Origin of the sequence: Empedobacter sp. GD03865, from assembly GCF_029840775.1 — a bacterium.
In the GTDB taxonomy this organism is placed as follows: Bacteria; Bacteroidota; Bacteroidia; order Flavobacteriales; family Weeksellaceae; genus Empedobacter; species Empedobacter falsenii_B.
In genome coordinates, this window is the sequence record NZ_JAOCDF010000002.1 from 35,606 (window position 1) to 60,425 (window position 24,820).

29 protein-coding genes are annotated in these 24,820 nt (G+C 32.1%); 13 read left to right on the plus strand and 16 right to left on the minus strand.

The window, feature by feature from the left end; all coding sequences use genetic code 11:
- The first annotated feature begins 144 nt into the window (after window positions 1–144).
- The 4 genes from N5D46_RS01140 to N5D46_RS01155 all read left to right on the plus strand — a co-directional run bounded on the left by N5D46_RS01140 (window position 145) and on the right by N5D46_RS01155 (window position 4,949).
- Entirely contained in the window at window positions 145–1,434 is a 1,290-nt protein-coding gene (locus N5D46_RS01140) for an adenylosuccinate synthase (protein ID WP_219034680.1), read from the plus strand.
- Window positions 1,435–1,490: 56 nt separating this feature from the next.
- On the plus strand, window positions 1,491–2,345 hold the full coding sequence (locus N5D46_RS01145) for a fructosamine kinase family protein (protein ID WP_280048957.1): 855 nt from the start codon (window positions 1,491–1,493) through the stop codon (window positions 2,343–2,345).
- Between the two features lie 21 nt (window positions 2,346–2,366).
- Window positions 2,367–3,794 (plus strand): adenylosuccinate lyase, encoded by a 1,428-nt coding sequence (gene purB / locus N5D46_RS01150; RefSeq protein ID WP_038333596.1) that lies wholly within the window; start codon window positions 2,367–2,369, stop codon window positions 3,792–3,794.
- Between the two features lie 87 nt (window positions 3,795–3,881).
- Window positions 3,882–4,949, plus strand: coding sequence for an SGNH/GDSL hydrolase family protein (locus N5D46_RS01155; protein ID WP_280048958.1), 1,068 nt, complete (start codon window positions 3,882–3,884; stop codon window positions 4,947–4,949).
- Window position 4,950: 1 nt separating this feature from the next.
- Here N5D46_RS01155 and N5D46_RS01160 read toward each other — a convergent pair whose 3' ends face one another.
- The 4 genes from N5D46_RS01160 to dnaA all read right to left on the minus strand — a co-directional run bounded on the left by N5D46_RS01160 (window position 4,951) and on the right by dnaA (window position 8,250).
- Entirely contained in the window at window positions 4,951–5,424 is a 474-nt protein-coding gene (locus tag N5D46_RS01160; protein ID WP_114999882.1) for an Mpo1-like protein, read from the minus strand.
- A 216-nt stretch (window positions 5,425–5,640) separates the two neighbouring features.
- Entirely contained in the window at window positions 5,641–6,348 is a 708-nt protein-coding gene (locus N5D46_RS01165; RefSeq protein ID WP_114999880.1) for an SAM-dependent methyltransferase, read from the minus strand.
- Window positions 6,349–6,357: 9 nt separating this feature from the next.
- Window positions 6,358–6,804, minus strand: a complete 447-nt coding sequence (locus N5D46_RS01170; protein WP_114999878.1) for a low molecular weight protein-tyrosine-phosphatase — start codon at window positions 6,802–6,804, stop codon at window positions 6,358–6,360.
- A gap of 18 nt (window positions 6,805–6,822) precedes the next feature.
- Window positions 6,823–8,250: a chromosomal replication initiator protein DnaA gene (dnaA, locus tag N5D46_RS01175; protein ID WP_280049001.1), complete on the minus strand. Its 1,428-nt coding sequence runs from the start codon at window positions 8,248–8,250 to the stop codon at window positions 6,823–6,825.
- A 255-nt stretch (window positions 8,251–8,505) separates the two neighbouring features.
- Between dnaA and N5D46_RS01180 the strand changes: the two genes are divergently transcribed.
- The 3 genes from N5D46_RS01180 to N5D46_RS01190 all read left to right on the plus strand — a co-directional run bounded on the left by N5D46_RS01180 (window position 8,506) and on the right by N5D46_RS01190 (window position 9,903).
- Entirely contained in the window at window positions 8,506–8,766 is a 261-nt protein-coding gene (locus tag N5D46_RS01180; RefSeq protein ID WP_038333588.1) for a hypothetical protein, read from the plus strand.
- A gap of 84 nt (window positions 8,767–8,850) precedes the next feature.
- Window positions 8,851–9,279 carry a thioesterase family protein gene (locus N5D46_RS01185; RefSeq protein WP_280048959.1) on the plus strand — a complete coding sequence of 143 codons (429 nt, stop codon included), beginning with the start codon at window positions 8,851–8,853 and terminating at the stop codon, window positions 9,277–9,279.
- A 93-nt stretch (window positions 9,280–9,372) separates the two neighbouring features.
- Window positions 9,373–9,903: an adenine phosphoribosyltransferase gene (locus tag N5D46_RS01190; protein WP_038333586.1), complete on the plus strand. Its 531-nt coding sequence runs from the start codon at window positions 9,373–9,375 to the stop codon at window positions 9,901–9,903.
- 38 nt (window positions 9,904–9,941) lie between these two features.
- Here N5D46_RS01190 and N5D46_RS01195 read toward each other — a convergent pair whose 3' ends face one another.
- Window positions 9,942–10,589, minus strand: a complete 648-nt coding sequence (locus tag N5D46_RS01195) for an ElyC/SanA/YdcF family protein (RefSeq protein ID WP_280037656.1) — start codon at window positions 10,587–10,589, stop codon at window positions 9,942–9,944.
- A gap of 109 nt (window positions 10,590–10,698) precedes the next feature.
- Between N5D46_RS01195 and N5D46_RS01200 the strand changes: the two genes are divergently transcribed.
- From N5D46_RS01200 to ssb, 3 genes are all read left to right on the plus strand, one after another.
- Window positions 10,699–11,490, plus strand: coding sequence for a HipA family kinase (locus N5D46_RS01200; RefSeq protein WP_125349074.1), 792 nt, complete (start codon window positions 10,699–10,701; stop codon window positions 11,488–11,490).
- Window positions 11,468–11,851 (plus strand): DUF3037 domain-containing protein, encoded by a 384-nt coding sequence (locus N5D46_RS01205; RefSeq protein WP_125349073.1) that lies wholly within the window; start codon window positions 11,468–11,470, stop codon window positions 11,849–11,851. Before N5D46_RS01200 ends, N5D46_RS01205 begins: the two co-directional genes overlap by 23 nt.
- Window positions 11,852–11,931: 80 nt before the next feature.
- Window positions 11,932–12,258 carry a single-stranded DNA-binding protein gene (ssb, locus tag N5D46_RS01210; RefSeq protein ID WP_125349072.1) on the plus strand — a complete coding sequence of 109 codons (327 nt, stop codon included), beginning with the start codon at window positions 11,932–11,934 and terminating at the stop codon, window positions 12,256–12,258.
- A 77-nt stretch (window positions 12,259–12,335) separates the two neighbouring features.
- Here the strand turns inward: ssb and N5D46_RS01215 are convergent, their stop codons facing one another.
- The 9 genes from N5D46_RS01215 to N5D46_RS01255 form a co-directional block, all read right to left on the minus strand.
- Complete coding sequence (locus N5D46_RS01215) at window positions 12,336–13,559, minus strand: cysteine desulfurase (RefSeq protein WP_125349071.1); 1,224 nt, start codon at window positions 13,557–13,559, stop codon at window positions 12,336–12,338.
- 136 nt (window positions 13,560–13,695) lie between these two features.
- Window positions 13,696–15,015 carry a Fe-S cluster assembly protein SufD gene (gene sufD, locus N5D46_RS01220; RefSeq protein ID WP_219035198.1) on the minus strand — a complete coding sequence of 440 codons (1,320 nt, stop codon included), beginning with the start codon at window positions 15,013–15,015 and terminating at the stop codon, window positions 13,696–13,698.
- A gap of 78 nt (window positions 15,016–15,093) precedes the next feature.
- Entirely contained in the window at window positions 15,094–15,849 is a 756-nt protein-coding gene (gene sufC / locus N5D46_RS01225) for a Fe-S cluster assembly ATPase SufC (protein ID WP_219035199.1), read from the minus strand.
- 39 nt (window positions 15,850–15,888) lie between these two features.
- Entirely contained in the window at window positions 15,889–16,233 is a 345-nt protein-coding gene (locus tag N5D46_RS01230) for a four helix bundle protein (protein ID WP_219035200.1), read from the minus strand.
- A gap of 44 nt (window positions 16,234–16,277) precedes the next feature.
- Entirely contained in the window at window positions 16,278–17,735 is a 1,458-nt protein-coding gene (gene sufB, locus N5D46_RS01235; protein ID WP_114999857.1) for a Fe-S cluster assembly protein SufB, read from the minus strand.
- A gap of 4 nt (window positions 17,736–17,739) precedes the next feature.
- A complete protein-coding gene (locus tag N5D46_RS01240) occupies window positions 17,740–18,594 on the minus strand; it encodes a hypothetical protein (protein ID WP_280048960.1) in 855 nt (284 codons plus the stop codon).
- 1 nt (window position 18,595) lies between these two features.
- The gene (locus N5D46_RS01245) at window positions 18,596–18,925 is read right to left on the minus strand and encodes an iron-sulfur cluster assembly accessory protein (protein WP_114999854.1); all 330 of its coding nucleotides are present in this window, start codon (window positions 18,923–18,925) and stop codon (window positions 18,596–18,598) included.
- 119 nt (window positions 18,926–19,044) lie between these two features.
- Window positions 19,045–20,016, minus strand: a complete 972-nt coding sequence (trpS, locus tag N5D46_RS01250) for a tryptophan--tRNA ligase (protein WP_280048961.1) — start codon at window positions 20,014–20,016, stop codon at window positions 19,045–19,047.
- 111 nt (window positions 20,017–20,127) lie between these two features.
- Complete coding sequence (locus tag N5D46_RS01255) at window positions 20,128–20,799, minus strand: hypothetical protein (RefSeq protein ID WP_280048962.1); 672 nt, start codon at window positions 20,797–20,799, stop codon at window positions 20,128–20,130.
- Window positions 20,800–20,919: 120 nt separating this feature from the next.
- On the opposite strand from N5D46_RS01255, the gene N5D46_RS01260 reads away from it, so the two are divergent.
- The 3 genes from N5D46_RS01260 (at window position 20,920) to N5D46_RS01270 (ending at window position 23,164) form a co-directional block, all read left to right on the plus strand.
- Window positions 20,920–21,867 (plus strand): hypothetical protein, encoded by a 948-nt coding sequence (locus tag N5D46_RS01260; protein WP_280048963.1) that lies wholly within the window; start codon window positions 20,920–20,922, stop codon window positions 21,865–21,867.
- 177 nt (window positions 21,868–22,044) lie between these two features.
- Window positions 22,045–22,239: a hypothetical protein gene (locus N5D46_RS01265; protein ID WP_038333573.1), complete on the plus strand. Its 195-nt coding sequence runs from the start codon at window positions 22,045–22,047 to the stop codon at window positions 22,237–22,239.
- Complete coding sequence (locus N5D46_RS01270) at window positions 22,223–23,164, plus strand: substrate-binding domain-containing protein (RefSeq protein ID WP_280048964.1); 942 nt, start codon at window positions 22,223–22,225, stop codon at window positions 23,162–23,164. The genes N5D46_RS01265 and N5D46_RS01270 overlap by 17 nt, the downstream gene beginning before the upstream one ends.
- A 37-nt stretch (window positions 23,165–23,201) precedes the next feature.
- Here the strand turns inward: N5D46_RS01270 and N5D46_RS01275 are convergent, their stop codons facing one another.
- The gene (locus N5D46_RS01275) at window positions 23,202–23,846 is read right to left on the minus strand and encodes a hypothetical protein (RefSeq protein ID WP_280037650.1); all 645 of its coding nucleotides are present in this window, start codon (window positions 23,844–23,846) and stop codon (window positions 23,202–23,204) included.
- A gap of 11 nt (window positions 23,847–23,857) precedes the next feature.
- Window positions 23,858–24,817 carry a PorP/SprF family type IX secretion system membrane protein gene (locus tag N5D46_RS01280; RefSeq protein ID WP_221854572.1) on the minus strand — a complete coding sequence of 320 codons (960 nt, stop codon included), beginning with the start codon at window positions 24,815–24,817 and terminating at the stop codon, window positions 23,858–23,860.
- Window positions 24,818–24,820: the final 3 nt, after the last annotated feature.

Here is a 24,820-nt window from a genome sequence, read left to right on the forward strand (position 1 = left end):
AAATTATTAACAAAATCTTGAAAAATAATCGTGCTAAATTGAGTTTTAAATTTGTTTAAGACAAGGTTTAAATTACCTTTGCAGTGAACCAAGAAAAGATGATTAGTTTCATTTTTATTCCAAATCAAATAACGAACAAACAATATGTCAACACACGTAGTAGTCGGTCTTCAATGGGGTGACGAGGGAAAAGGAAAAATTACAGATGTATTAGCCGAAAAATCGGATTATGTTGTACGCTACCAAGGTGGTAACAACGCTGGTCATACGGTATATGTAGGCGATGATAAATTTGTCTTACACTTATTACCTTCTGGAGTTTTACAATGCAAAGGAAAATGTATTATTGCGAATGGTGTCGTAGTAAATCCTGAAGCTTTTTTTGCAGAAACTGAACAATTAGAAGCAAAAGGTTTATCTACAGATCACGTTTTTATCTCGAGAAGAGCGCATATCATCATGCCTTATCACATTTTGTTAGACGAATATCGTGAAGAATTTGCAGGAAAAGATAGTCAAATTGGTACAACAAAACGCGGAATTGGTCCTTGTTATGAGGATAAAGTAGCTCGTGTTGGTATTCGTGCAATTGATTTATTAAATCCTGAAGTTTTAGCAGAAAAAATCAAAGAAAATTTAGTGGTTAAAAATGCTTTATTCGAAAAATTATTCAATAAAGAACCATTAAAATTCGAAGACATTTACGAAAAATATTTAGCTTATGGTGAGCGTTTAAAAGAACGTATCTTAGATTCTGAGTTAGAAATTAACCACGCAATTGACGAAGGTAAAAATGTATTATTCGAAGGTGCTCAAGCATTAATGTTAGACATCGATTTTGGTACATATCCATTCGTTACATCATCTTCTCCAACAACAGGTGGAGTTTGTGTTGGTGCTGGAGTTCCTCCTACAAAATTGAAAAATTTGATCGGAGTTTCGAAAGCATATTGTACACGCGTTGGTAACGGTCCTTTCCCAACAGAATTGGACAACGAATTAGGAGAACAAATTCGTCAAGTTGGTCACGAATTCGGAGCGTCGACAGGTCGTCCACGCCGCACAGGTTGGTTAGATTTAGTTGCATTGAAACACGCTTGTATGATTAATGGAATTACACATTTAGTAATTACTAAATTAGATGTAATGTCGAATATTGATACAGTAAAAGTTTGTACAGGTTACAAAACAGAAGACGGAAAAATCATTGATTATTTCACTTCTTCTACAACTAAATTAGCTGATTACGAAGCGCAATACGACGAATTACCAGGATGGAAAGAAGATATTACAAACGTAAAATCTTTTGATGAGTTACCGCAAACAGCGCAAGATTACATTCACTACATTGAGAAATACTTAGGAATCGAAGTCTATTTAGTTTCGGTTGGACCAGAGCGTTCTCAAAACATTATTAGAACAACTTTATTTTAATAAATTAAATAGTATAGCCTGACTTTTGTTGGGCTATAACTTTATGAGATATTTTTATGAACGAGATTTTAGAACGATTAAAACAATTGAATTTAGGTATAGATTCTATCGTCCCAATAAAAGGTGGTGATATTAACGATGCTTTTCGATTAGAATCGTTTGATAAAAAATATTTTTTAAAGGTAAATTCCGCAAACAACTTTCCTCATCTTTTCAAGAAAGAAGCACGTGCTTTAGAAGCCATCAAAAAGACCAAAACATTTTCGGTTCCGAAAGTGGTAAATGTTGGCGAAGCTGGAAAAGATTTTCAATATTTATTATTAGAATGGATGGAAACCTCTACTCCAACTGTTGTAAATTGGGAAAACTTAGGAAAAAATTTAGCAAAACTTCATCAAAATACAAGTAAACAATTTGGTTGGTCAGAAGATAATTACATTGCAATTGTCGTTCAGCCGAATAGTTTAACAGATTCTTGGAGCGAATTTTATGCAAAAAATCGCATCATGCCAATGATGAAACTATTGCAAAACAAACAATTAATCAATTCAAAACAAATAAAATCTGCAGAGAGTTTATGTAAACAATTGAATTCGATATTTCCAGAAGAAAAACCTGCTTTATTGCATGGAGATTTTTGGAATGGAAATATTTTAGCCAACAAAAAAGGCGAATTCTCGGTTATAGATCCTGCAATTTATTATGGTCATCGCGAAATGGATTTGGCTATTGCAAAGCTTTTCGGAGGATTTGATGATGTATTTTTTGATGCCTATCACGAAAATAATCCTTTAGCACCAAATTTCGAAGAGCGTTTACCAATTGCACAATTATTTCCATTGCTGATACACGCTTACCTTTTCGAAGGTTATTATGTGAAAGATGTGCAAACCATTTTGAAAAAATTTTAAAAAACAAAACAAACAAATACAATGAACAAGTATCAAAATCCTTTAGAATCGAGATATTGTAGCGACGAAATGCTATATATCTTTTCTCCTGAGAAAAAATTTACAACATGGAGACAGCTTTGGATTGCTTTGGCAGAAATTGAAAAGGAACTTGGATTAGATATTACAGACGAACAAATTCAAGAATTAAAAGATAATGCAACTAATATTGATTATGATGTTGCTGCGGCTTACGAAAAGAAATTTCGTCACGATGTAATGGCTCACGTGCATACGTACGGAGATGTTGCACCAAGTGCAAAAGCAATTATTCATTTAGGTGCTACTTCGGCTTTTGTTGGCGATAACACAGATTTAATTCAAATTCGTGATGGATTTCAACATGTAAAAGGACAATTAATCAATGTGATTGATGGTTTAGCGAAATTTGCGCGTCAATACAAAGATTTGCCAACTTTAGGATTTACGCATTTCCAACCAGCACAATTAACAACTGTTGGAAAACGTGCAACACTTTGGTTACAATCTGTTTTATTAGATTTAGAAGAATTAGAATTCAGAATAGATACGTTACGTTTTCGCGGTGTAAAAGGAACAACTGGAACAGCGGCTTCTTTCAAAGAGTTATTTGATGGAGATTACCAAAAAGTAAAAACATTAGACAAAAAATTATCTGAACGTTTCGGATTCAAAAATGTTTTTGCAGTTTCAGGACAAACGTACGATCGTAAAATAGATGCACAAGCATTAGAATTATTATCAAACATTGCACAATCTGCACATAAATTTACAAACGACTTACGTTTATTACAAAATTTAAAAGAGATTGAAGAACCTTTCGAGAAAAATCAAATTGGATCTTCTGCAATGGCATATAAACGTAACCCAATGCGTTCTGAGCGTATCGCTTCTTTAGCGAAATACGTAATGTCTTTAGCAACTTCTCCAGCAATGGTTGCATCTACGCAATGGTTCGAAAGAACGTTAGATGATTCTGCCAACAAACGTTTAGCGGTTCCTCAAGCATTTTTAGCGATTGATGCAATTTTAATCATTTGGAACAATATTTTAGATGGTTTAGTCGTTTATCCTAAAATCATCGAGAAGCATATCGCGGAAGAATTACCATTTATGGCAACCGAATATATCATTATGGAAGGTGTTAAAAATGGTGGAGATCGTCAAGAATTACACGAAATTATTCGTACACACTCTATGGAAGCTGCAAAACAAGTGAAAATGGAAGGAAAATCTAACGATTTAATTGAGCGTATTATTGCTGATGATAATGTGAAGATTGATAAAGAAAAATTAGTCGAATTATTAGATCCGAAAAACTTTACAGGATTTGCTTCTGAACAAACAGAAGAATTCTTAAAAGATTTGGTTGATCCAATTATCGAAGAAAATAAAGCACTTTTAGGCGCTCATACAGACCTTAAAGTGTAAACACGCTTAAGACAAACACATGAAACAAAAAAAGACTTCCGAATTGGAAGTCTTTTTTTAATTTTAACCTTTAATCAATTATAATCAATGAAAAAATTCTTTCTGTTTTTTGCTCTTATTTGTTCTTTTCAACTATTTGGACAAATCAAATATATCACAAATAAAGAATTTACTATACAAGGAAAAGCCTTTGATAATGCGCCTTTTTATCATAGAATCGATACCAACAAATACGCAAATCTTCCCGAAAAAGTAAAAGGTTTATTTACTGCTCCCGCTGGATTATATGTTACATTCAAATCAAATACGTCGCAAATAAAACTAGATTGGACAACTCGTTCTACTTATCTGGGTGCGAATACAACTGGAATCATGGCGCGTGGATTGGATTTGTATATCAAAGAAAATGGAAAGTGGATTTTTGCAGGTGCGGCTTTACCAAATCAGCAAAATATCAAAAGTGAATATGATATCGTCAAGAATTTATCAAAGGCAGAAAAAGAATTCATGCTTTATTTACCACTTTGGAACGAAATTACAGACTTAAAAATAGGAATTGATGCTTCTGCTAATTTTATCAATCAACCGATTGTATATAAAAAGAAAATCGTGGTTTATGGTTCAAGCATTGTACAAGGTGCATCAGCAAGTCGTCCTGGAATGAATTATCCATCAATTTTAACACGAAAAACTGGTTATGAATTCATTAATCTTGGTTTGAGTGGAAATGCAAAAATTGAAATTGAATTAGCTGAAATGATCAAAGATATTCAAGGGGTTGATTTGTTTATCTTGGATTGTGTTCCAAATAGTTCGCCCGAAGAAATCAAAAGTAGAACAATTCCATTCGTCAAATTACTCCGAAAATATCATCCAAAAACTCCTATTTTGATGGTAGAAAGCTTGATTCGACCAATGAGTAAATTTGATTTAACTGCTCACGAAGATATGACAAGACAAAATCAAACCTATCGTACACAATACGATGCATTGATAAAAGAAGGTGTAAAAGATTTGTATTTATTGAAAGGTGATAATTTAATCGGTTCAGATAACGAAGGTTCTACAGACGGAATTCATCCAAATGATTTAGGTTTTAGCAGATTATCAGAAGCAATTGAGAAAAAAGTAAATGAGATTTTGAGTAAGAAATAATTCAATACTTTATACCAACTTTTCTCAAAATAAAACCTAACAACCAAATAGGTCCAACCAACAAAAATTGTAAATCTTTGAGAAAACTTGGCTTTTTCCCTTCTATTTTGTGACCTACAAATTGTAAAATCCACGTGATAATAAATACTACCAGATAAACTAACCAAGATTTTGAACCGAATTGAAGATTGCACAACGAAATAAAATATTCCATAATCAACATCAAAAAAATCATAATGAAACCAACGACAACCGATAATCTAAAATAAAATATTGAAACAATAACCAATGCAATGATTGAAGCTATACTGATATAACCAAAGTTCTGAACATACAAATGCAGCGTTGGAATGTAGGAAATAAACCCAAGAATCGTCCAAAAGATTAATGGAACACATATCCAATGAATGGTTTTGTTTGTTCCATTTTGATGACTTTCTCCATATTCACTAAAAAGTTGTTCTATTTTTCTCATATTGGATGATTTTAACTTAAATATAGGTTGAATTTGAATAAATTATAAAATCTAATCGTTAAAATATTTTAATACCTTTAATTATTTCCACCACAAAAACTGATTATACCAAAAAGCCAACTTAAATTTAAGTTGGCTATTTTATTTACTTTGGATAAACGACTCGCGAAAAGAAACACGAAGTGTTGATCTATTATTTTTTAAATTATAATTATATTAAGCTTGCATCACAAAAATAGCAGGACGTTTATGAAAATCATACTTTTCATTTTTCCATTCTTTAATAGATAATGTTCGGATATCTTCGTCCTCTAATGTAATATGACACGCGACACAAATCTTAGTTTCGGCACGAAAAATCTTCGTTAAATCTTCCACCATTTGATTGTTACGATAAGGCGTTTCCATAAAAATTTGAGCAATTCCAGTCTTCGAACTTTCAGCTTCTAAATGTGCTAATTTCTTTTTACGTTCGGTCTTATCGATTGGTAAATAACCGTGAAAAGCAAAGTTTTGACCATTCATTCCAGAAGCCATTAACGCCAACAAAATAGACGATGGACCAACCAAAGGCACAACCTGAATACGTTTCTGTTGCGCAACTTTTACCAGCTGTGCACCTGGATCTGCAACCGCAGGTAAACCAGCTTCGGAAATAATTCCGATCGTTTTGTTTTGATCCAATAATTTGATCAAATCTAACATTTCTTCTGGCTCTGTATCTTTGTTTAGAATGTAAATATCTAAATCGGCTTGAACTTTTTCAGGGCAAACTTGTTTGATAAATTTACGAGCAGATTTTTCGTTTTCTACCACAAACGTATCAATTGCACGAATAACGTCAAGATTGTATAAAGGCAATACTCTACTGTGTTCGCTTTCACCTAAAAGTGAAGGAATCAAATAAACTTTAGCCGTTTTCATTGTATAATTTTAAAGATTGTATTTTTTGATGATTCCGTCTGTGGCTTCATATAATAATTGGTAAACATGCTCGAAAGCATCTTCACCATCGTAGTAAGGATCAGGTACATTTTGCGTTTGCCCTATTCCATCTTTCAAGATCAATTTAATTTTGCTTTGCTCTTCTTCGTTTCGAGTCAATTGTTGCAAATCGATTAAATTTTGTTCATCCATTGCAAAGATTAAATCAAACTCATCGAAAAAAACTGGATTGAAATGCATGGCACGTTGATCAGAAATATCAACACCATATTTTTTAGCAACCGCAACCGAGCGTCTATCTGGTTGTTCACCAACATGCCAATCACCCGTACCAGCAGAATCTACCAAATGATTGTCGCCAACCTTTGCTTGTAAAATTCCTTCTGCCAACGGAGAACGACAAATATTACCTAAACAAACCATCAAAATTTTCATTGAAAAAATATTTATAGATTAATCTGCAATTTTACGTGAAATATCTTCGATATAACCACGGAATTGCTTGTCCGTTTCTTGTAAATTCTTCACTGTTTTACAAGCGTGTAAAACTGTTGCGTGATCACGTTTACCAATTTGTGTTCCAATACTTGCCAAAGACGCTTTTGTATATTGTTTTGCAAAATACATTGCTAATTGACGCGCTTGCACCACATCACGTTTACGTGTTTTAGACTGAATATCTTCAATCTTCACTTTAAAGTATTCACAAACTGTTTTCTGAATATAATCAATCGAGATTTCTTTGCGAGCTGTTTGTACTAATTTTGATAACGTACGCGCAGTTAAATCTAACGTAATTTCACGTTTATTTAATGTTGCTTGCGCAATAATAGAGTTTAATGAACCTTCTAATTCACGCACATTTGTATCAATATTTTGTGCAATATAATCCATTACTTCATCAGGAAATTCGATACCATCGTTTTCTAATTTTTGTTTCAGAATAGAAAGACGTGTATTGTAATCAGGATTTTGTAAATCGGCTGATAATCCCCATTTGAAACGAGAAATCAAACGATCTTCCATATCTTGAATATCTGCTGGAGATTTATCCGAAGTCAAAATAATCTGATTTCCTCTTTGATGTAAATGGTTAAATATATGAAAGAAAACTTCTTGCGTTTTTGCTTTTCCAGATAAAAACTGAATATCATCCATAATCAAAACGTCAATCATTTGATAAAAGTGAATGAAATCATTTTGATTATTATTTTTTACAGCTTCTATAAATTGTTGTGTAAATTTCTCAGTTGAAACATACAAAACAGTTTTCTCTGGATGTAAATCTTTTACTTCTAAACCTATCGCATGCACCAAATGAGTTTTTCCTAATCCTACTCCACCATAGATGAATAGAGGATTGAACGAAGTCCCTCCTGGGCGTTTGGCAATCGCACGACCAGCCGCACGAGCTAATCGATTTGATACTCCTTCGATAAAATTATTGAATGTATAATTATGATTTAATTGCGAATCAATTTTTAATTTTTGCAATCCTGGAATAACGAAAGGATTCATCATTTTACCAGCTTGCAAATTAATTGGCGCTTCTACCTCTTGTGGGCGAGGTTTTTCTTTGTTCGAACTTGGAATACGTACCGTGAATGGCTCACGTCCTTGCGACTTTTGATCCATCAAAATACTGTATACCAATTTTGCATCAGAACCTAATTCTTTTTGTAAGGCACTTTTTAAAATTTTGATATAATGCTCCTCTAACCATTCGTAAAAAAATTTACTTGGTACTTGTATTGTTAAAACATTATTATTTAGTTTGCCCGGACGTATCGGTACAAACCAAGTATTGAAGGCATCTTCTGCAATGTTGTCTTTTATAAAAGACAAGCATTTTTCCCACACAGAATTTGCAGTTATCGTCATAATATTGTCCAAAAGTGCTTAAGTTTTAATGTAAAATACTGAAAGTCAATGTTAAATTTTCATCAACCCTTCTCTACAAAATTGTGAACAAATTTTGAATAAAAAAAATGATTTAGGTATTGATATATTAAAAAATACTTTGTATAATTAAAAATAATCAATAAGTAGTTTTAGATAAAATAAAAATACTGCAAAGATAATCTTTTCGGACATATTTTGGCTTATAAAACTATTAATTCTTATTTTTGTATCACTATGGAAATTACACAAGAAAAAATTGACTTCGCAATTATCAAAGTAGAAAATCATTTAAATGATTTGGGCATCAAAAATAATTTTTCTCTTTTACGAATTGAACAAGGTGAAGAAAAAAATGTAAGGACTTTTTATTATGAAATAGCAAATCCTACTTTCAAAACAATTATTCAAATTCAATATGATTTCTTAAAAGAAGAGCAAAAAGATTCTTCGCAAACTTCTTTTAGTTGGATGGATTACAAAAAAATTACTGAATAGACTTTTTCATTTTTTATATAATTAATGATAAAGTCTTTTTTTTGTTCTCTACTTTTGAAGATTAAAATGATGTTTTAGAAAATTATGGAGAAGATAGAAGAAACCGAACAATTAAATGTTTTTCGCACCAAAACTCGTATTCTATATAAACACACCGATCAAATGAAAGTGGTTTATTATGGAAATTATCCTGAGTTTTATGAAATTGGTCGTGTAGAATTGATGCGTGAGCGTGGTTTTCCTTATGCCGAATTGGAAGCAATGGGAATTCAGATGCCAATTATTGAAATGCATACAAAATATATTGGTAGCGCTTTATACGATGAATTAATTGAAATTGAAACAACAGTTCATGAGCGCGACAAAGGTGTTCGCATTCGATTTGATTACAATATATATAATGAAGTGGGAAAAATAATTAATCAAGGATACACTATTTTATGTTGTATTGATGCCGAAACTCGTCGTCCTGTTCGTATTCCAGAACGTATTTGGACAAGTTTAGGTTTATAATATTATTTAGAATCATTAATTATTCGTTAAAACAAATTCTTGCAAATGATTTCTCATTAAATTTGTTCCTTAACAAAACATGATTAAAAACGAATGTCAACACTTCAAGAAAAAATCAATCAAACGATTGTAGACGTTATCGATTTTCCAAAAGAAGGAATTGTCTACAAAGACATTACTCCATTGTTCTTAAATTCTGAACTTTCGAATGAAATTGTAGACGCTTTTGTAGAAAAAGCAAAAGGTAAAGTGGATATTGTTTGTGGAATTGAAAGCCGTGGATTTTTGTACGGAATTCAGATTGCACAAAAATTAAAAGTTCCTTTTGTATTAATTCGTAAAGCTGGTAAATTACCTCCTCCAACAATTAGTCAATCTTATGATTTGGAATATGGACAAGCAACTATCGAAGTAAATTCGAATTACATCAAAGATGGCGCGCGAGTTCTAATTCACGACGATGTTTTAGCAACTGGTGGAACTGCCGAAGCTTGTGCTAAATTAGTAGAAAAATGTGGTGGAAAAACAACACAGTTTTCTTTTATTGTTGATTTGACTTTCTTAAACGGAAAAGATAAATTAACATCTTTTACAACTGATATTGTTACTTTAACAGAATATTAAACTAAAAACTCCGCTCAAAATTTTGAGCGGAGTTTTTTTTATTTTTTAGGCGCTAGAATCACTTCTGGCGCTCTTTCATTCCCAATATCCAACAAAGCTTTTATATTCGCTAAAATTTCTCTAAAACTCTGTTTACCTTCCGTTTTATAAGGTCCGCTATCCGCATTATATCCAATACAATCCAATCCGAAAACTTTTCCTAAGAAAAGCGCTCTTTTGAGATGATAAGATTGAGAAATTAAAATCACTTTATCAAATTGATAAATATTTTTGGTTCTGTAGATTGTGCTATATGTATCCAAACCTGCTCCATCTAGATAAGTATCTTCAATTTTGACACCTCTATCCAACAAGTATTTTTCCATCACATCAATTTCATTAAAATTTTCGTGAAGTTTTTCTCCAGAAAGTAAAATCACATCCACTTGATCTTCCTTATAAAGTCGAATTGCAGCATCCAAACGATCTTTTAGAAAACGCGTTGGTTGTCCATTAGCTTGCACTTTTGCACCAAAAACAACTGCCACACGATAATTTGACGGAATATTTCCTTGATAATTGTAAATGTAATACGAAGTAAAAACTTGAATAATCAATGCAACGATCAAAGTAAAAACCGCTATTAATCCAACGACAAACATACTTTTACGCATTACAAATCTTCCTATTTTGACAAGTTTACTCAACTATCTTTTGTTTTAAAAAATTTTAACATTCAAAAGTCTATAAGTTTAGTGATATTTAAAAATTATAAATGTGAAAATTATTTTAAATTTTTCATCGTAATTTTAGAAAATGAATGAGATTGAGTTAAGAACAGTTACCGTTGAACGCTATTTGCAACCTTTACGCGAAGGAGGTTCTTTGCCTGCACTAGCTGATGCAGATGACGGTTTTAAATATGTTTTAAAATTTAAAGGTGCTGGTCATGGTCCTCGCATGTTGATTTCCGAATTGTTAGGAGGAGAAATTGCACGTGTTTTAGGATTTAAAGTTCCTGAATTAGTTTTTGCAAATTTGGACGAATATTTTGGTCAATCCGAAGCTGATGAAGAAATTCAGGATTTGTTAAAATTTAGCGAAGGAACTAATTTGGCTTTGCATTATTTATCTGGTGCAATCAATTATGATCCTGCTGTAATGAAAATTGATGATAAATTATCTTCTCAAATTGTTTGGTTAGATGCTTTTTTGACGAATGTTGATCGTACTTTTCGCAATACAAATATGTTAATGTGGCACAAAGAATTGTGGTTGATTGATCATGGTGCTTCCTATTATTTTCATCATTCGTGGGACAATTGGGAAAAAGCAGCTCTTGCTCCCTTTACGCCAATTAAAGACCATGTTCTATTGAAAAATGCTACAAAACTTGAAGAAGCTGATGCAGAATTTAAAGTGATTTTGAATGATGAAATCATTGATAAAATTGTCGATTTGATTCCTGATGAATGGTTAGAAACAGAAGTTACACATGCTACTCACGAAGAAATGAGAACGGTTTACAAAACATTTATCAAAACACGATTACAACATTCCGAACTTTTTATAAACGAAGCGAATAATGCCAGAAAAAATCTTATATGAGTATGCAATTCTTCGTTTGGTTCCTAAAGTTGAACGCGAAGAATTTATCAATGTTGGAGTAATTTTATTTTCGAAAAAAGAAGATTATTTGAAAGTAAAATATTTTATTAATGATAGTAGAATCAATGCTTTTTGCCACGAATTAGATCTTGATTTTATTGACAGTAATTTGAATGCTTTGTCTAAAATTGCCGAAGGAATTCATCCCGAATCTGCTGTATCTAATTTCGAAACCCCTGAACGTTTTCGTTGGTTAACAGCTGTCAGAAGTTCGTCTATCCAAAGTTCTCGTCCGCATCCTGGTAAAACAACAAACCTTGATAAAACCTTGGATCAATTATATAAAGAACATGTTTTATAAAAGTTAAACGCTTAAAAACGAATGTTTTAAAAATATTTTCTTAAATTTGGTCATACATTAATTTTAAATTATTTATCGCCATGAGTACATTAAGAAACAAAGTTCAGCTAATTGGGAATGTTGGTAGCAATCCTGATGTTAAAACATTAGAAAACGAAAAGAAGTTTACAAAATTTAGTCTAGCAACGAACGAAAGCTACACAAATAGCAAAGGTGAGAAAGTTCAGCAAACGACGTGGCACAATTTAGTTGCTTACGGACCAATTGTAAATGTGATCGAAAAACATGTAGAAAAAGGGAAGCAACTTGCTATAGAAGGCAAATTGACTTACCGAGATTATCAAGATAAAGATGGTCAACAAAAAACGATTACAGAAATTATAATTGATGAAATTGTACTTCTTTAGCGTTTAAAATAAAAGGGAAACAGTGATGTTTCCCTTTTATTATTTTATAAGATTCCAAAATAAATTTGGAATATGAATTATCCTAACATTCGAATCGCGGTTTTTAGACCTTCAATAAATGTATCTATTTCTTCTTTTGTATTATAAACAGCGAATGAAGCTCGTACCGTTCCCGGAATATTGAAATGCTGCATAATTGGTTGTGCACAATGATGACCAGTACGAACAGCAATTCCTTTTTTATCCAAAATCATTCCGACATCAGATGAATGAACGCCGTCAAATTTTAAGTTGAAAGAAACTGCGCCAGAATGTTCTGCATCTTTTGCATAAATCTCCACTTCATCAAATTCTGATAGACGTTGAATTGTATAATCTACCAATTCTTTTTCGTAATCGTGAATCGTTTGCATTCCAATAGAATTGATAAAATCTACCGCAGCTCCAAGTCCGATAATTCCTGCAATATCTGGTGTACCAGCTTCGAATTTGAAAGGTAAACAAGCGTATGTTGAAACCTCCATTGTTACATCTTTTATCATCTCTCCTCCTCCGTGGAAAGGTGGTAATTCATTCAAAATATCTTCTTTTCCATACAAAATACCGATTCCAGTTGGACCGTACATTTTATGACCAGAAAAAACCAAGAAATCACAATCCATTGCTTGAACATCAATTGCAGTATGTGGAGCAGATTGTGCCGCATCAATCAAAACCCAAGCACCTTTTGCATGCGCTTTTTCGATAATTGTTTTGATCGGATTTATAACACCTAATGCATTTGAAACTTGATTAACACAAACTAATTTGGTTTTATCTGTCAATAAATCATCCAACTTCTCAATATCCAAAATACCTTCTGCAGTTAACGGAATATATTTTAGTTTAGCACCAGTTCGCTGACACAACAATTGCCAAGGAACGATATTAGAATGATGCTCGATTTCGGTAATAATAATTTCATCATCGGCTGATAAAACATTACGAAGTGAATTAGAAACTAAATTAATTCCTTCCGTCGTTCCACGCGTAAAAATAATTTCGTAATCGTGTTTCGCATTGATAAATTTCTGAATCTTACGACGCGATTCTTCCATCAAATCTGTTGCTTCTTGACTTAATGTATGAATTCCACGATGTACATTTGCATTGTACTTTTCGTAATATTCGTCCAAAACATCTAAAACAACTTTCGGTTTTTGAGAAGTTGCACCATTATCTAAATAAACCAATGGTTTTCCGTTGACTTCTCTATTTAAAATTGGAAATTGACTTCTTATTTGTTGAATATCTATTGACATTTTTTTAAGTTTTGAGTAATGAGTTATGAGTGATGTGTAATAAAAAAGTAAGTATTCAAAATAGTTTCAAATACTTACTTTATATTTCAAAATAAGTTCAACTTAAAACTTATTACTTATAACTCAGAACTATATTTTATAATTCGAAATCTAAACTAACTCCTAATTTTTTTGCAATTATAGAGTTAACTCGATTTGAGATTTGTGGAATTTGTACATGTCGCAAAGCGTCTGCAGCAAAGGCATACAATAACATTGCTTTCGCTTCTTTCTTTGGAATACCACGTTGTTGCATATAGAACAAAGATTCTTCTTCTAATTGTCCAACTGTACATCCGTGCGAACATTTTACATCATCAGCAAAAATCTCTAATTGAGGTTTTGTATTAATTGAAGCTCCATCAGATAATAAAACATTATTATTTTGTTGGAATGCATTCAATTTTTGCGCTTCTTTGTGAACATAGATTTTACCATTGAAAACTCCTTGCGCTTTCTCATCATAAATTCCTTTGTACAATTCGTGCGACTCACAATTCGGGAAATTATGCTCCACAAATGTATGATGATCGATATGTTGTTTTCCATCAATCACCGTAATTCCGTCCATTACAGAGTTACAATTTTCTCCATTTTGGAAGAAATTCAAATTGTTACGTACAATTTTTCCTCCAAAAGCAAACGTAAATACATTGGCACGAGAATCTCTTTCTTGATTGATGTATGTATTATCAACTAAAGAAGCATCGTTAGAATCATTTTGGAATTTGTACCAATGAATCTCAGAATTACGTCCAACATTCACCTCCGAAACAACATTTGTTAAGTTTGCTTTTTCGTCTAATGTTTGATGTCTTTCGATAATTTGAACTTGCGCATTATCTCCAACTACAACCAAATTACGTGGTTGATACATCGCTTCTTGAGAAGCTCCTGTTGAGAAATAAACAATCTGAATTGGCTTAGATAAAATTACATTATTTGGAACATAAATGTAAGCTCCATCTTTTGCAAAAGCTGTATTTAAAGCAACTAAACTTTCACCTTTTTTCGCAATTTTTCCGTAATAATTCTCAATTACAGCTTGATGAGTTGTTTTATGCATTGCGCTTGACAAGACACAAATATCAGCTTCATCATGTGTTGTATTTGACAAAAACGAAGAATATTTTCCATTAATGAATACGATTGTGTACGTATCGATATCATTAATCAAATATTTCTTGATGTCTTTGTACTCAATTGCAACTTCGTCTTCTGGGAACAATTTGTAATCCACCTTCAACAAAGGAGCAAGATTTGTATATTTCCATTCTTCGTCTTTACGTGTCGGAAAACCTTTTTGATTAAAGATTTCGATGGCTTCTTGACGTAAACCTTCGATTTCTTTATTCACTTTGTTTTTTTCGTTGAACACTAAATGACGAGAAACTAAATTTTCTTTTAAATCAATCATTTTAGATATTGTATTAATGTATTATGTAAGAAGTAAAAAGTACTTTGGACTTAATACATTTTACATTTTACAAAATGTTTAGATTCCTGCTTCTTCTTTTACCCAGTCGTAACCTTTTGCTTCTAATTCTAAAGCTAATTCTTTACCACCAGATTTAATGATTTTTCCGTCTGCTAAAACGTGTACAAAATCAGGAACGATATAGTCTAATAAACGTTGGTAGTGTGTAATTACTAACACTCCATTGTTTTCATTTTTGAATTCGTTTACACCATCCGCAACAATACGTAAAGCATCAATATCTAAACCAGAATCAGTTTCGTCTAAGATCGCTAATTTTGGGTTTAACATTAACATTTGGAAAATTTCGTTACGTTTTTTCTCACCTCCAGAGAAACCTTCATTAAGTGAACGAGATAAGAAATCTTTTTTGATTCCTAATAATTCTGCTTTTGCACGAATTTCTTTTAACATTTCTGAAGCTCCCATTTCTTCTAAACCTTGCGCTTTACGCGTTTCGTTGATAGAAGTTTTGATGAAATTTGTTACAGAAACTCCAGGAATTTCGATTGGATATTGGAAAGACATAAAAATTCCTTTTTGTGCTCTTTCTTCTGGTGCTAATTCTAAGATTGATTCATTATCAAACTCGATATCACCATCGGTTACTTCGTAATCTTCTTTACCTGTAATAACGTTAGATAAAGTTGATTTTCCTGCACCATTAGGTCCCATAATCGCGTGAACTTCACCTGGATTAATTTGAAGGTTTAAACCTTTTAAAATTTCGCGCTCTTCGATACGAGCATGTAAGTCTTTTATATTTAATAACATAATCTAATTTGTAAATTAGTTAATGTGATAATTCTTTAATTATCTTGATTTTGATGTACTTATAATTTTATTCACAATTTTAGAAATGTTTACCAATTTATCAGATAAACTTTCTGTATTTGGATAATTTTTAGATAATTGACATAATTCTAACCAATACTTGGTTTCATCAATTTCTTTTGCTGCAATCTTAAACTTGTGAATAAAATCATTCAAGCTTTCAGCGTTTTGAGCTTCTCTAATATTTGCTCCTATTGAAGTTCCTGATTTTAATAATTGATTTGAAATAACAAATTTCTTATCCAATTCAAGTTCTTCACAATATTCTATAATTAATAGTGAAAATTCTAAAGTTAATTTTAAAATGATATTATCTTTTTCCATCATTAACTCATTAACAAATTATCACATCAACTCATTATTAATAACTATCCTACAGAACCTTCTAATGAGATTTCTAATAATTTTTTCGCTTCAACGGCAAACTCCATTGGTAATTTGTCTAATACTTCGCGGCTAAATCCGTTTACGATTAATGCAATCGCTTTTTCAGTATCGATACCACGTTGATTACAATAGAACAATTGATCTTCACCAATTTTAGAAGTTGTTGCTTCGTGTTCTAATTGAGCCGATTTATTTTCGATTTCGATGTAAGGGAAAGTATGCGCACCACACTCGTTACCCATCAACAATGAATCACATTGAGAGAAGTTACGTGCTCCTTCAGCGTTTTTCATCACTTTCACCAAACCACGGTAAGAGTTTTGAGATTTACCAGCAGAAATACCTTTCGAAATAATTGTCGATTTCGTATTCTTACCGATGTGAATCATTTTTGTTCCTGTATCCGCTTGTTGATAATTATTTGTTACCGCAATTGAGTAAAACTCACCTACCGAATTATCTCCTTTTAAGATACAAGATGGATATTTCCATGTTACCGCAGAACCTGTTTCAACTTGCGTCCACGATACTTTTGCATTTTTCTCGCAAACTGCACGTTTTGTTACAAAGTTGAAAACTCCACCTTTTCCTTTATCATCACCAGGATACCAGTTTTGTACAGTAGAATATTTGATCTCAGCATCATCCATAATGATTAACTCAACCACAGCAGCGTGTAATTGGTTTTCATCACGCATTGGCGCTGTACAACCTTCTAAATACGAAACATAAGCACCTTCGTCCGCAATTAATAAAGTACGCTCAAACTGTCCTGTTCCTGCAGAGTTGATACGGAAATACGTTGATAATTCCATTGGACAACGAACACCTTTTGGAATATAACAGAATGATCCGTCCGAGAAAACTGCCGAGTTTAAAGCTGCATAAAAGTTATCTGTTGGCGGAACTACTTTACCAATGTATTTTTTCACCAATTCTGGATGTTCTTTAATTGCTTCCGAAATTGACATAAAAATAATTCCTTTTTCTGCTAATGTTTCGCGGAAAGTTGTTTTTACTGAAACTGAATCAAAAACCACATCAATCGCAACTCCAGACAAACGTTTTTGTTCATCTAAAGAAATTCCTAATTTCTCGAAAGTTTTTAATAATTCAGGATCAACTTCGTCTAAACTTGCTAATTCTTTCTTTGGTTTTGGAGCTGCATAATACTGAATAGCCTGAAAATCTGGCTTTTCGTAAGTTACGTTTGCCCATTCTGGTTCTTCCATTTTAACCCAAGCGCGGTAAGCTTCCAAACGCCATTCCGTCATCCACTCAGGCTCCTCTTTTTTGGCTGAAATAGCACGCACGATATCTTCATTCAATCCAACTGGGAATTCTTCATATTCCATTTCAGTCGTCCAACCAAACTCATATTGTTTTTGGCTAGCAAGATCTTCACGTAGATCGTCTTCTGTATATTTTGTGTTACTCATCTTATTATTTATAAAATGTATAGGTAAAATTAAACTGTAAAGGTTGCTGTTTATCAGCTTTATTTCCTAAAAATTTGAATTCTTTTAATCGTTGATTTTGATCTAAAATCACCTCAAATTGTGGTTGATTATTTTTCGAAATCTGATATTTATTTTGAGCAATTAATTTAATTTCTGACCAAGGTCCTTCTGCCAAATTAATTCTTTCTGTTTTTGGCGCAACATCTGGTGTATATTCTTTTATTTTGAATGGCACCTTAAATGTTGAACTGCTATAACAAATCTTATTAATGTCTTGACCTAATGATTTTGTAATTCTACAATCGTGCATTACTCGGTCTTCGAAACCAATTTTCTGCTCCATATAGGTTTTCTTCAACATCACATCTCCTTCTAACCAAATGATATCAAAAAGTTTATTTCCGTTTTTGACATACATATTTTCTTGGTCATAAAAGAATTGATTTGTTTTTACTTCACTTCCTTTTCTTGCTATTGTTTCGGCAGAAATTACACCATCTTTGTACGTATAACTTACTTTAGTTGGTGTTGCAACCTCATCTGTCAATTCAAAATCAAGAAGATTTCCTGTCACATCATAATTTGCTTTGTACGCAACTTTTTTGTTTGATGCATTGGTAATGGTGATTGTTTTGATTTTTGATTCGTCTAAATCCAACGCTTTTATAAAAGGTTTTACATTAAACAAACCGAAAAATAGTTGTTCTGAATAGACTTTATTCAATTTTTTTGAAGATTCGGTTGGTTGAAAAACCATCAAATCTTTTTCTACAATTGTATTTTGTCCAAAAGCAACAAAACCAATCAAAAACGTAACGAATAAAGCTATTTTTTTCATCTTAAACAGCAAAACTTTCTCCACAACCGCACGTGCGCGATGCATTTGGATTATTGAATACGAAACCTTTTCCATTCAATCCTCCCGAATATTCTAATGTCATTCCAACAAGATATAAGAATGATTTTTTGTCAACCAAAATTCTTACATTATTGTCATCGAATAATTTATCATCTGCACTTTGTTCTTTTGTAAACTCTAAATTATAGTTTAAACCTGAACATCCTCCACTTGTTACTCCTACACGTACAAAAGATTCTTCGATAGAAGTTCCTTCTTCTTGTAAAAGTGAAATTATTTTATTTTTTGCTGATTCTGAAACCTTAATCATTTTATTCTAATTTTATATTGCAAAGATACTTATTTAAAATGACTTCAAATAATGAACGATATAAATATTAACAATCACTTAAGTTATATTATTTATCGCCAACTTACAATTGGATCAAATTACTTCAATCCCAATTTGTTTCGTGTACGTTTCAATACTTTTTGTGCAACATCTCTTGCTTTCAATGCTCCATTTTCTAAAAATGCATCCAAAGTCACTTTATCATTCATCAACTCATCAAACTTAGTACGCGCATCAGCATATTTCTCTAAAATCAATTCGTATAAAGCCTGTTTTGCATGACCATATCCGTAACCTCCATTCAAATAATTTTGACGCATTTCCTCTATTTGTTCTGGCGTTGCCAATAATTTGTATAAAGCAAAAACATTGTCTGTATCTGGATTTTTTGGATCTTCTAATGGCGTTGAATCCGTTTCAATCGACATTACTTGCTTGCGCAATTGTTTTTCTGGTAAGAAAATATTGATAAAATTATTTCTTGATTTAGACATTTTATTTCCATCAGTTCCAGGAATCAACATAATATTTTCGTCGATTGCTGCTTGCGGTAAAACAAAAGTTTCTCCCATTTGGTGATTGAATTTTTCGGCAACACTACGTGTAATTTCCAAATGTTGCAATTGATCTTTACCAACTGGTACAACTTCTGCATCATACAATAAAATATCCGCAGCCATCAAAATTGGATACGTAAATAATCCAGCATTTACATCTGCTAAATAATCCGCTTTATCCTTGAAAGAATGCGCTAAAGTAAGACGTTGAAATGGAAAGAAGTTCAATAAATACCATGTTAATTCTGTTGTTTCAGTCACATCAGATTGACGGTAAAAAACTACTTTCGAAGGATCTAAACCTAATGCCAGCCAAGTTGCAGCCACTTCGTACGTATTTTGTTTTAACACTTCCGCATCTTTTATTTGCGTTAAAGCGTGTAAATCAGCAATAAAAATGAAAGAGTCATTTCCTTCTTTCTCCGTTAATTCGATTGCGGGAGAAATTGCTCCTAAAATATTTCCTAAGTGCGGAGTTCCAGTAGCTTGAACTCCTGTAAGTATTCTTGGCATTTGTTTAAAAATTTAAGGAGCAAAGATAAACTTAATCAACGAAATGCACCAATTGTAACGAGAAGTTTATTTGAATTAATTGACAAGAATGACGAAAAACATATGGATGAACTAAAAAAGCTTCCCAATTTGTCGAAATGGCCAAGTGATTGTGCGACCTACTTTTCTTAAAATAGTTGGAGATTTATAATAACTTACAACAGTAGCTCCTAAAGTAACTTCACTTGCTTCGTTATTACTTATAATTTTTTGACAAACTTCGGGATTACTAAAAGTGAATGATTGAATTTTATCAACAGAATATTCTTTGTATTCAATTTCGTAATTTGACTGTCCTTTAGGAACTTTAAGTTCAAATTTCCCATCTTGATTTGTAACTGATATTTTGTTACTTTCTTTCAACTTAATTTCTGCATCCGAAATAGGGAATCCATTTGTATCATACAATAAACCTTGTACAACAATCGAGTCATTTTCGGTTTGTGCTTTTGTGATAGTTGAAAAACTTAAAAATCCAACTAAAGAAGAAAGCTGTAACCATCTTTTGGATTGATTAGAAATAGATTTTGAAGCTTCGTATGAATTAAACTGTTCTAAATTTCTGGTTTTAATTTTTACACAAGCGGTAGGATTATCATTCAGAAAAGTTTTTAATTCTTTGAATGAATAATGATCCAAATCGTGAACACATTTTGAACAAACATCACAAAACTTTTGTTGTGCGTTTGTATCAGCCATTTCGTTCCAATTCTGATTGCATTTTTTATCAATTTGTAGCTGCATAAAAATCTACTTTTCAATAAAATTAAACTTTTTTCGAAAATTTTTCAAACCTCAACCAACCTTTTTACAAAAAGATGAATCTATAAAGAAAAAGATTCATTAACCTTAGATTATATTGATATGAGTAACAAAGCTTTTTTAGACATTCTTTTCGAAAATCGAAACAAAGAATATGGTGCTTATCAACTGAGACAAGTTGCAAGCCAAGATTTGATGAAATCTCTTTTTGTAGGGATTGGTATTGTTGCATTAATTACTGGTGGAACTATTTATGCAAATAATAGAACAATGAATAATGAAATAACAAAAAAAGGTGATGGTGTAATTGTTATTTTAGATGATGTAACTCCTCCTCCTCCCGATAAAAAAGTTGAAGAAGTTGTTCCTCCAAAAGAAGATCCACCGATGGAAGAAAAAACAATTCAATTGAAAACAGATCAGGCGAAACACATTATTCCGACTCCAACAGAAAGTCCGAAAATTGAAGAAACTATAAAATCTGTTGACGAACTGAAAAAAGTAGATTTAGGTCTTTTTAATAGAGATGGAGATCCTTCTAAAGGTCAAGTTGGCGGTGGTGAAGAAAGTCCTGAAGGAAATAAAATAGGTAAACAAAATACGGACATTCCAGAAGGACCAAAAACTCTAGAACTTAAAAAACCTGATGTTGCAATTACAGCGAAAAATGCTGCGGTAATGGCTATTTATCCGGGTTGTGAAAGCGAAAGCAAAAAAGGAAATGCTGCATTGACAAAATGTATGAGTGATAAAATCTCGAAAGAGTTGGGTGGAGAATTAAGTGATTTTGCCGAAACTGCTTCTCTGAAAAACCTAGGCACAGCCGTTGCTAAAATGCAATTTATTGTGAACAAAAATGGAGAAATATCGCAAGTAAAACCATTGAGCGGAAGTAATCAAGATTTAGGGAAAGAAGCTAAATCTGCGTTGGAGCGAATTAATAAACAAATTCTAAGAAAAGGTAAAAAAATAACGCCTGCAAAATTAGAAGATGGTTCTGATGCAAATTTAATTTTCTCAATTCCGGTTAGATTTCAAACAAACGAATAATTAATAATACTTTTCTTTCTGAAACCATTGCATTCATTTTTTTGAGTGTGATGGTTTCTATTGTTTAAGAAATTGAATATCTATTCAGAAAAAGTTCCTTTAAATGCATATTTGTCGTATAAAATTTAAGTTTTAAGTCAATCTTAACACAATAAAATTGTAACTTCGTCGCGAATTATGAATAAGAATATTGTTTACGGATTGATTGGTTTCGGTTATTTTTTGATCGGAATTTTTACTTGGAAATATCAGTTTTTCATCATCAAATTAGATGAAACAAAAGCGATGTTATTGGGTATTTTATTTATTGTTTATGGCGCTTTTCGTGTTTATCGCGGTATAAAATCTTATAAAAATGATCAAGAAAATTAGTTTACTTTCACTTTCGGCCTTTCTTATTTTTTCTACTTTTAGTTGTAAAGACAAGGAAAAACCAACAAAAGCAGAACAAAAAACTGCTGTAAAGCGCGCTTTGCACGAATATGGAGATTTGGCAATGACGGTAGATCCAAGTTTTAAAAATTTAGCGCAGTCGTTGGCAGATATGTACATGGTTGATTATCCAGATGTGAAAATTACGATTAACGAAGAAATTGAAGAAAAAGCAATCAAAGATTTTTACGAAGGTAAAATCCCTCTGTTAATGGTAAGTAAACCGCTTACAAAAGCACAACAACAACATTTATTCAACAAAACAACAACCAAATATATTTCGTCTGTAATTGCTTTGGACGCTACAGTTTTTATTACTTCTGTTGATAATCCAATCAATTCTATTACGGTAAATAATATTAAGGACAATTTATACAAAAAAGATCCGAAAATAACGTTTGTTTACGATCATCCAAACTCAGCGAATTTCAATACAATAAATGATAAACTAAAATTATCTGTAGAAAATGGAGCGAAAGTAACAGCGATGGGTGATGCTGAAAAAGTGATTGACTTTGTGCAAAAAGATAAAACTGCAATCGGAATTATTGGATTAAATATTTTGAGTGACAAAGGAAATCCAAAAGTTGAAGAATATCTTAAAAAGGTAAAAATATTATCAATTGCAGATGATAAAGGAAATTTAGCATTGCCAACTATTCCGAATTTGAAATATGGTGTTTATCCTTTTTATCGTCAAATTTATATTTTGAAAAATGAAGTTGGTTTCGGAATTGGAGCTGGTTTCACAAGGTTTGCAGGTTCGCAACGTGGACAAAAAATTGTAACACGCGAAAGTCTTCAACCTTATTATATTTATAAACGTGAAGTTCAAATTAATAATCTAGAACAACCCTTACAATAAAAACAGAAAACCTTCCGAAATGGAAGGTTTTTTTTGGTTATTTTCTATTATCTATCTCTTTTCTTAATTCTATTATATGTTTGAAATTAGACAGATTTTCTTCATTCAAACTATACCATTCAATCCAATCTATACGCATTGTTGTGTCATATTCTCCTAACAAAGCATCAAGTAAAATATAAATTGTATTTTGCATTTGTCCACTACCATCAAAATTCTTGATGTATAAATCTATTCCATATAAACCTTCATTTATAGACGATTTATAATACAAATCATCATAAGATATTTCATAATCATTGTAACGAATTCCTAAATTATCATTACCAATTCTTTGGCGAAAAGCAATAATATTCCAATTTTTGAATTTCGGAGATTGTTTAACTAGTTTTTCAACTGATACAAAACTCTCTTTTAAACCATCAGCCGAAATCGTAAATTCTCTTTTCCCATTTTCTAATATTGGACTTGAATTAAAAGCTAAATTTGAATCAACCTTTACTAATTCATTTCTAATCTTATCATACAATTCTAATTGTAATTCTTTGCTATCTATATTATCATAAATGTATTTTTCATTTTTTTTAAACCAATTCCAAAAATTAGTTTCTGGACTTGACTTACAAAAACTAAAAGATGAACAACCAACAATAAATAGGACTAAAAGTAAAATTTTATTCATTATTCATAATATTAATCAAATCTTGCTCCCCAAGGGTTTTGCAAATCGAAACCTAAACTAAATAACATTCCGTTCTTGCGACCATCAACTTGATAATCTGATAAACCAATATCGTAGGAAATTCCAGCTTTTAAAGAACCAACTTTAAACTTTAGGATTGGTGAAACAAACAACGGATTGCTATTTTTAGAATCCATTCCTTGCTTGTACCCTACTCCAATATCAACGCCTTGATTATTGTCTCCAAAACCAATATGCGACATCAAGTTTATATCCAAATGACGCTCCGAATTCGAGTTCAAATTATACACCAAAGAAGGTTCTAACGCAATTCCTTCGGAAACGTTCCATTTATATCCAACATTGAAATAATACCACGTTGGCAAAGGCTCTACATTGTTCACATAATACACATTTTGGCTTAACGGAATATCCAAAACCGACACTCCAGCGGAGAAACCAGCATATTTGAAAGATAATCCCAAATTCGCAAAATATGTAGAATATTTATCTTCTTGTAAAGCAGGGTCATTCGGATCTTCTGCGATAATTTTTGAATAATCAAAACGTTGCGAAACATTAGAAGCACCAACACCGAAAGAGAAAACATTGATTTCGTCTCCATCATAACTTCTATCATCAATAGGAATGTGATATGCTGCATTAATTCCGAAACCAGTCATTTTAACTGCCCCATTTCTATCGTTGAAAAATTGCATTCCCAACGCCAAACGATCTACAATAATTCCGTGAGCACTTACCGTTTGTGTACTTGGACTTTCAGGTAAATCGTCCCACTGATTGCGATGCGTTCCTGTTATAGAAATCACATTCGGGTCTTGTCCTGCGTACGATGGATTGATTAACATTTTATCGCTCACCAAATAATGATTGTAAAACGGTAACCCTTGTTGTGCTTCTATTTTCGAAAGTGAAAATAGTGTTAATATGAATAGTGTTATTTTTTTCATAAA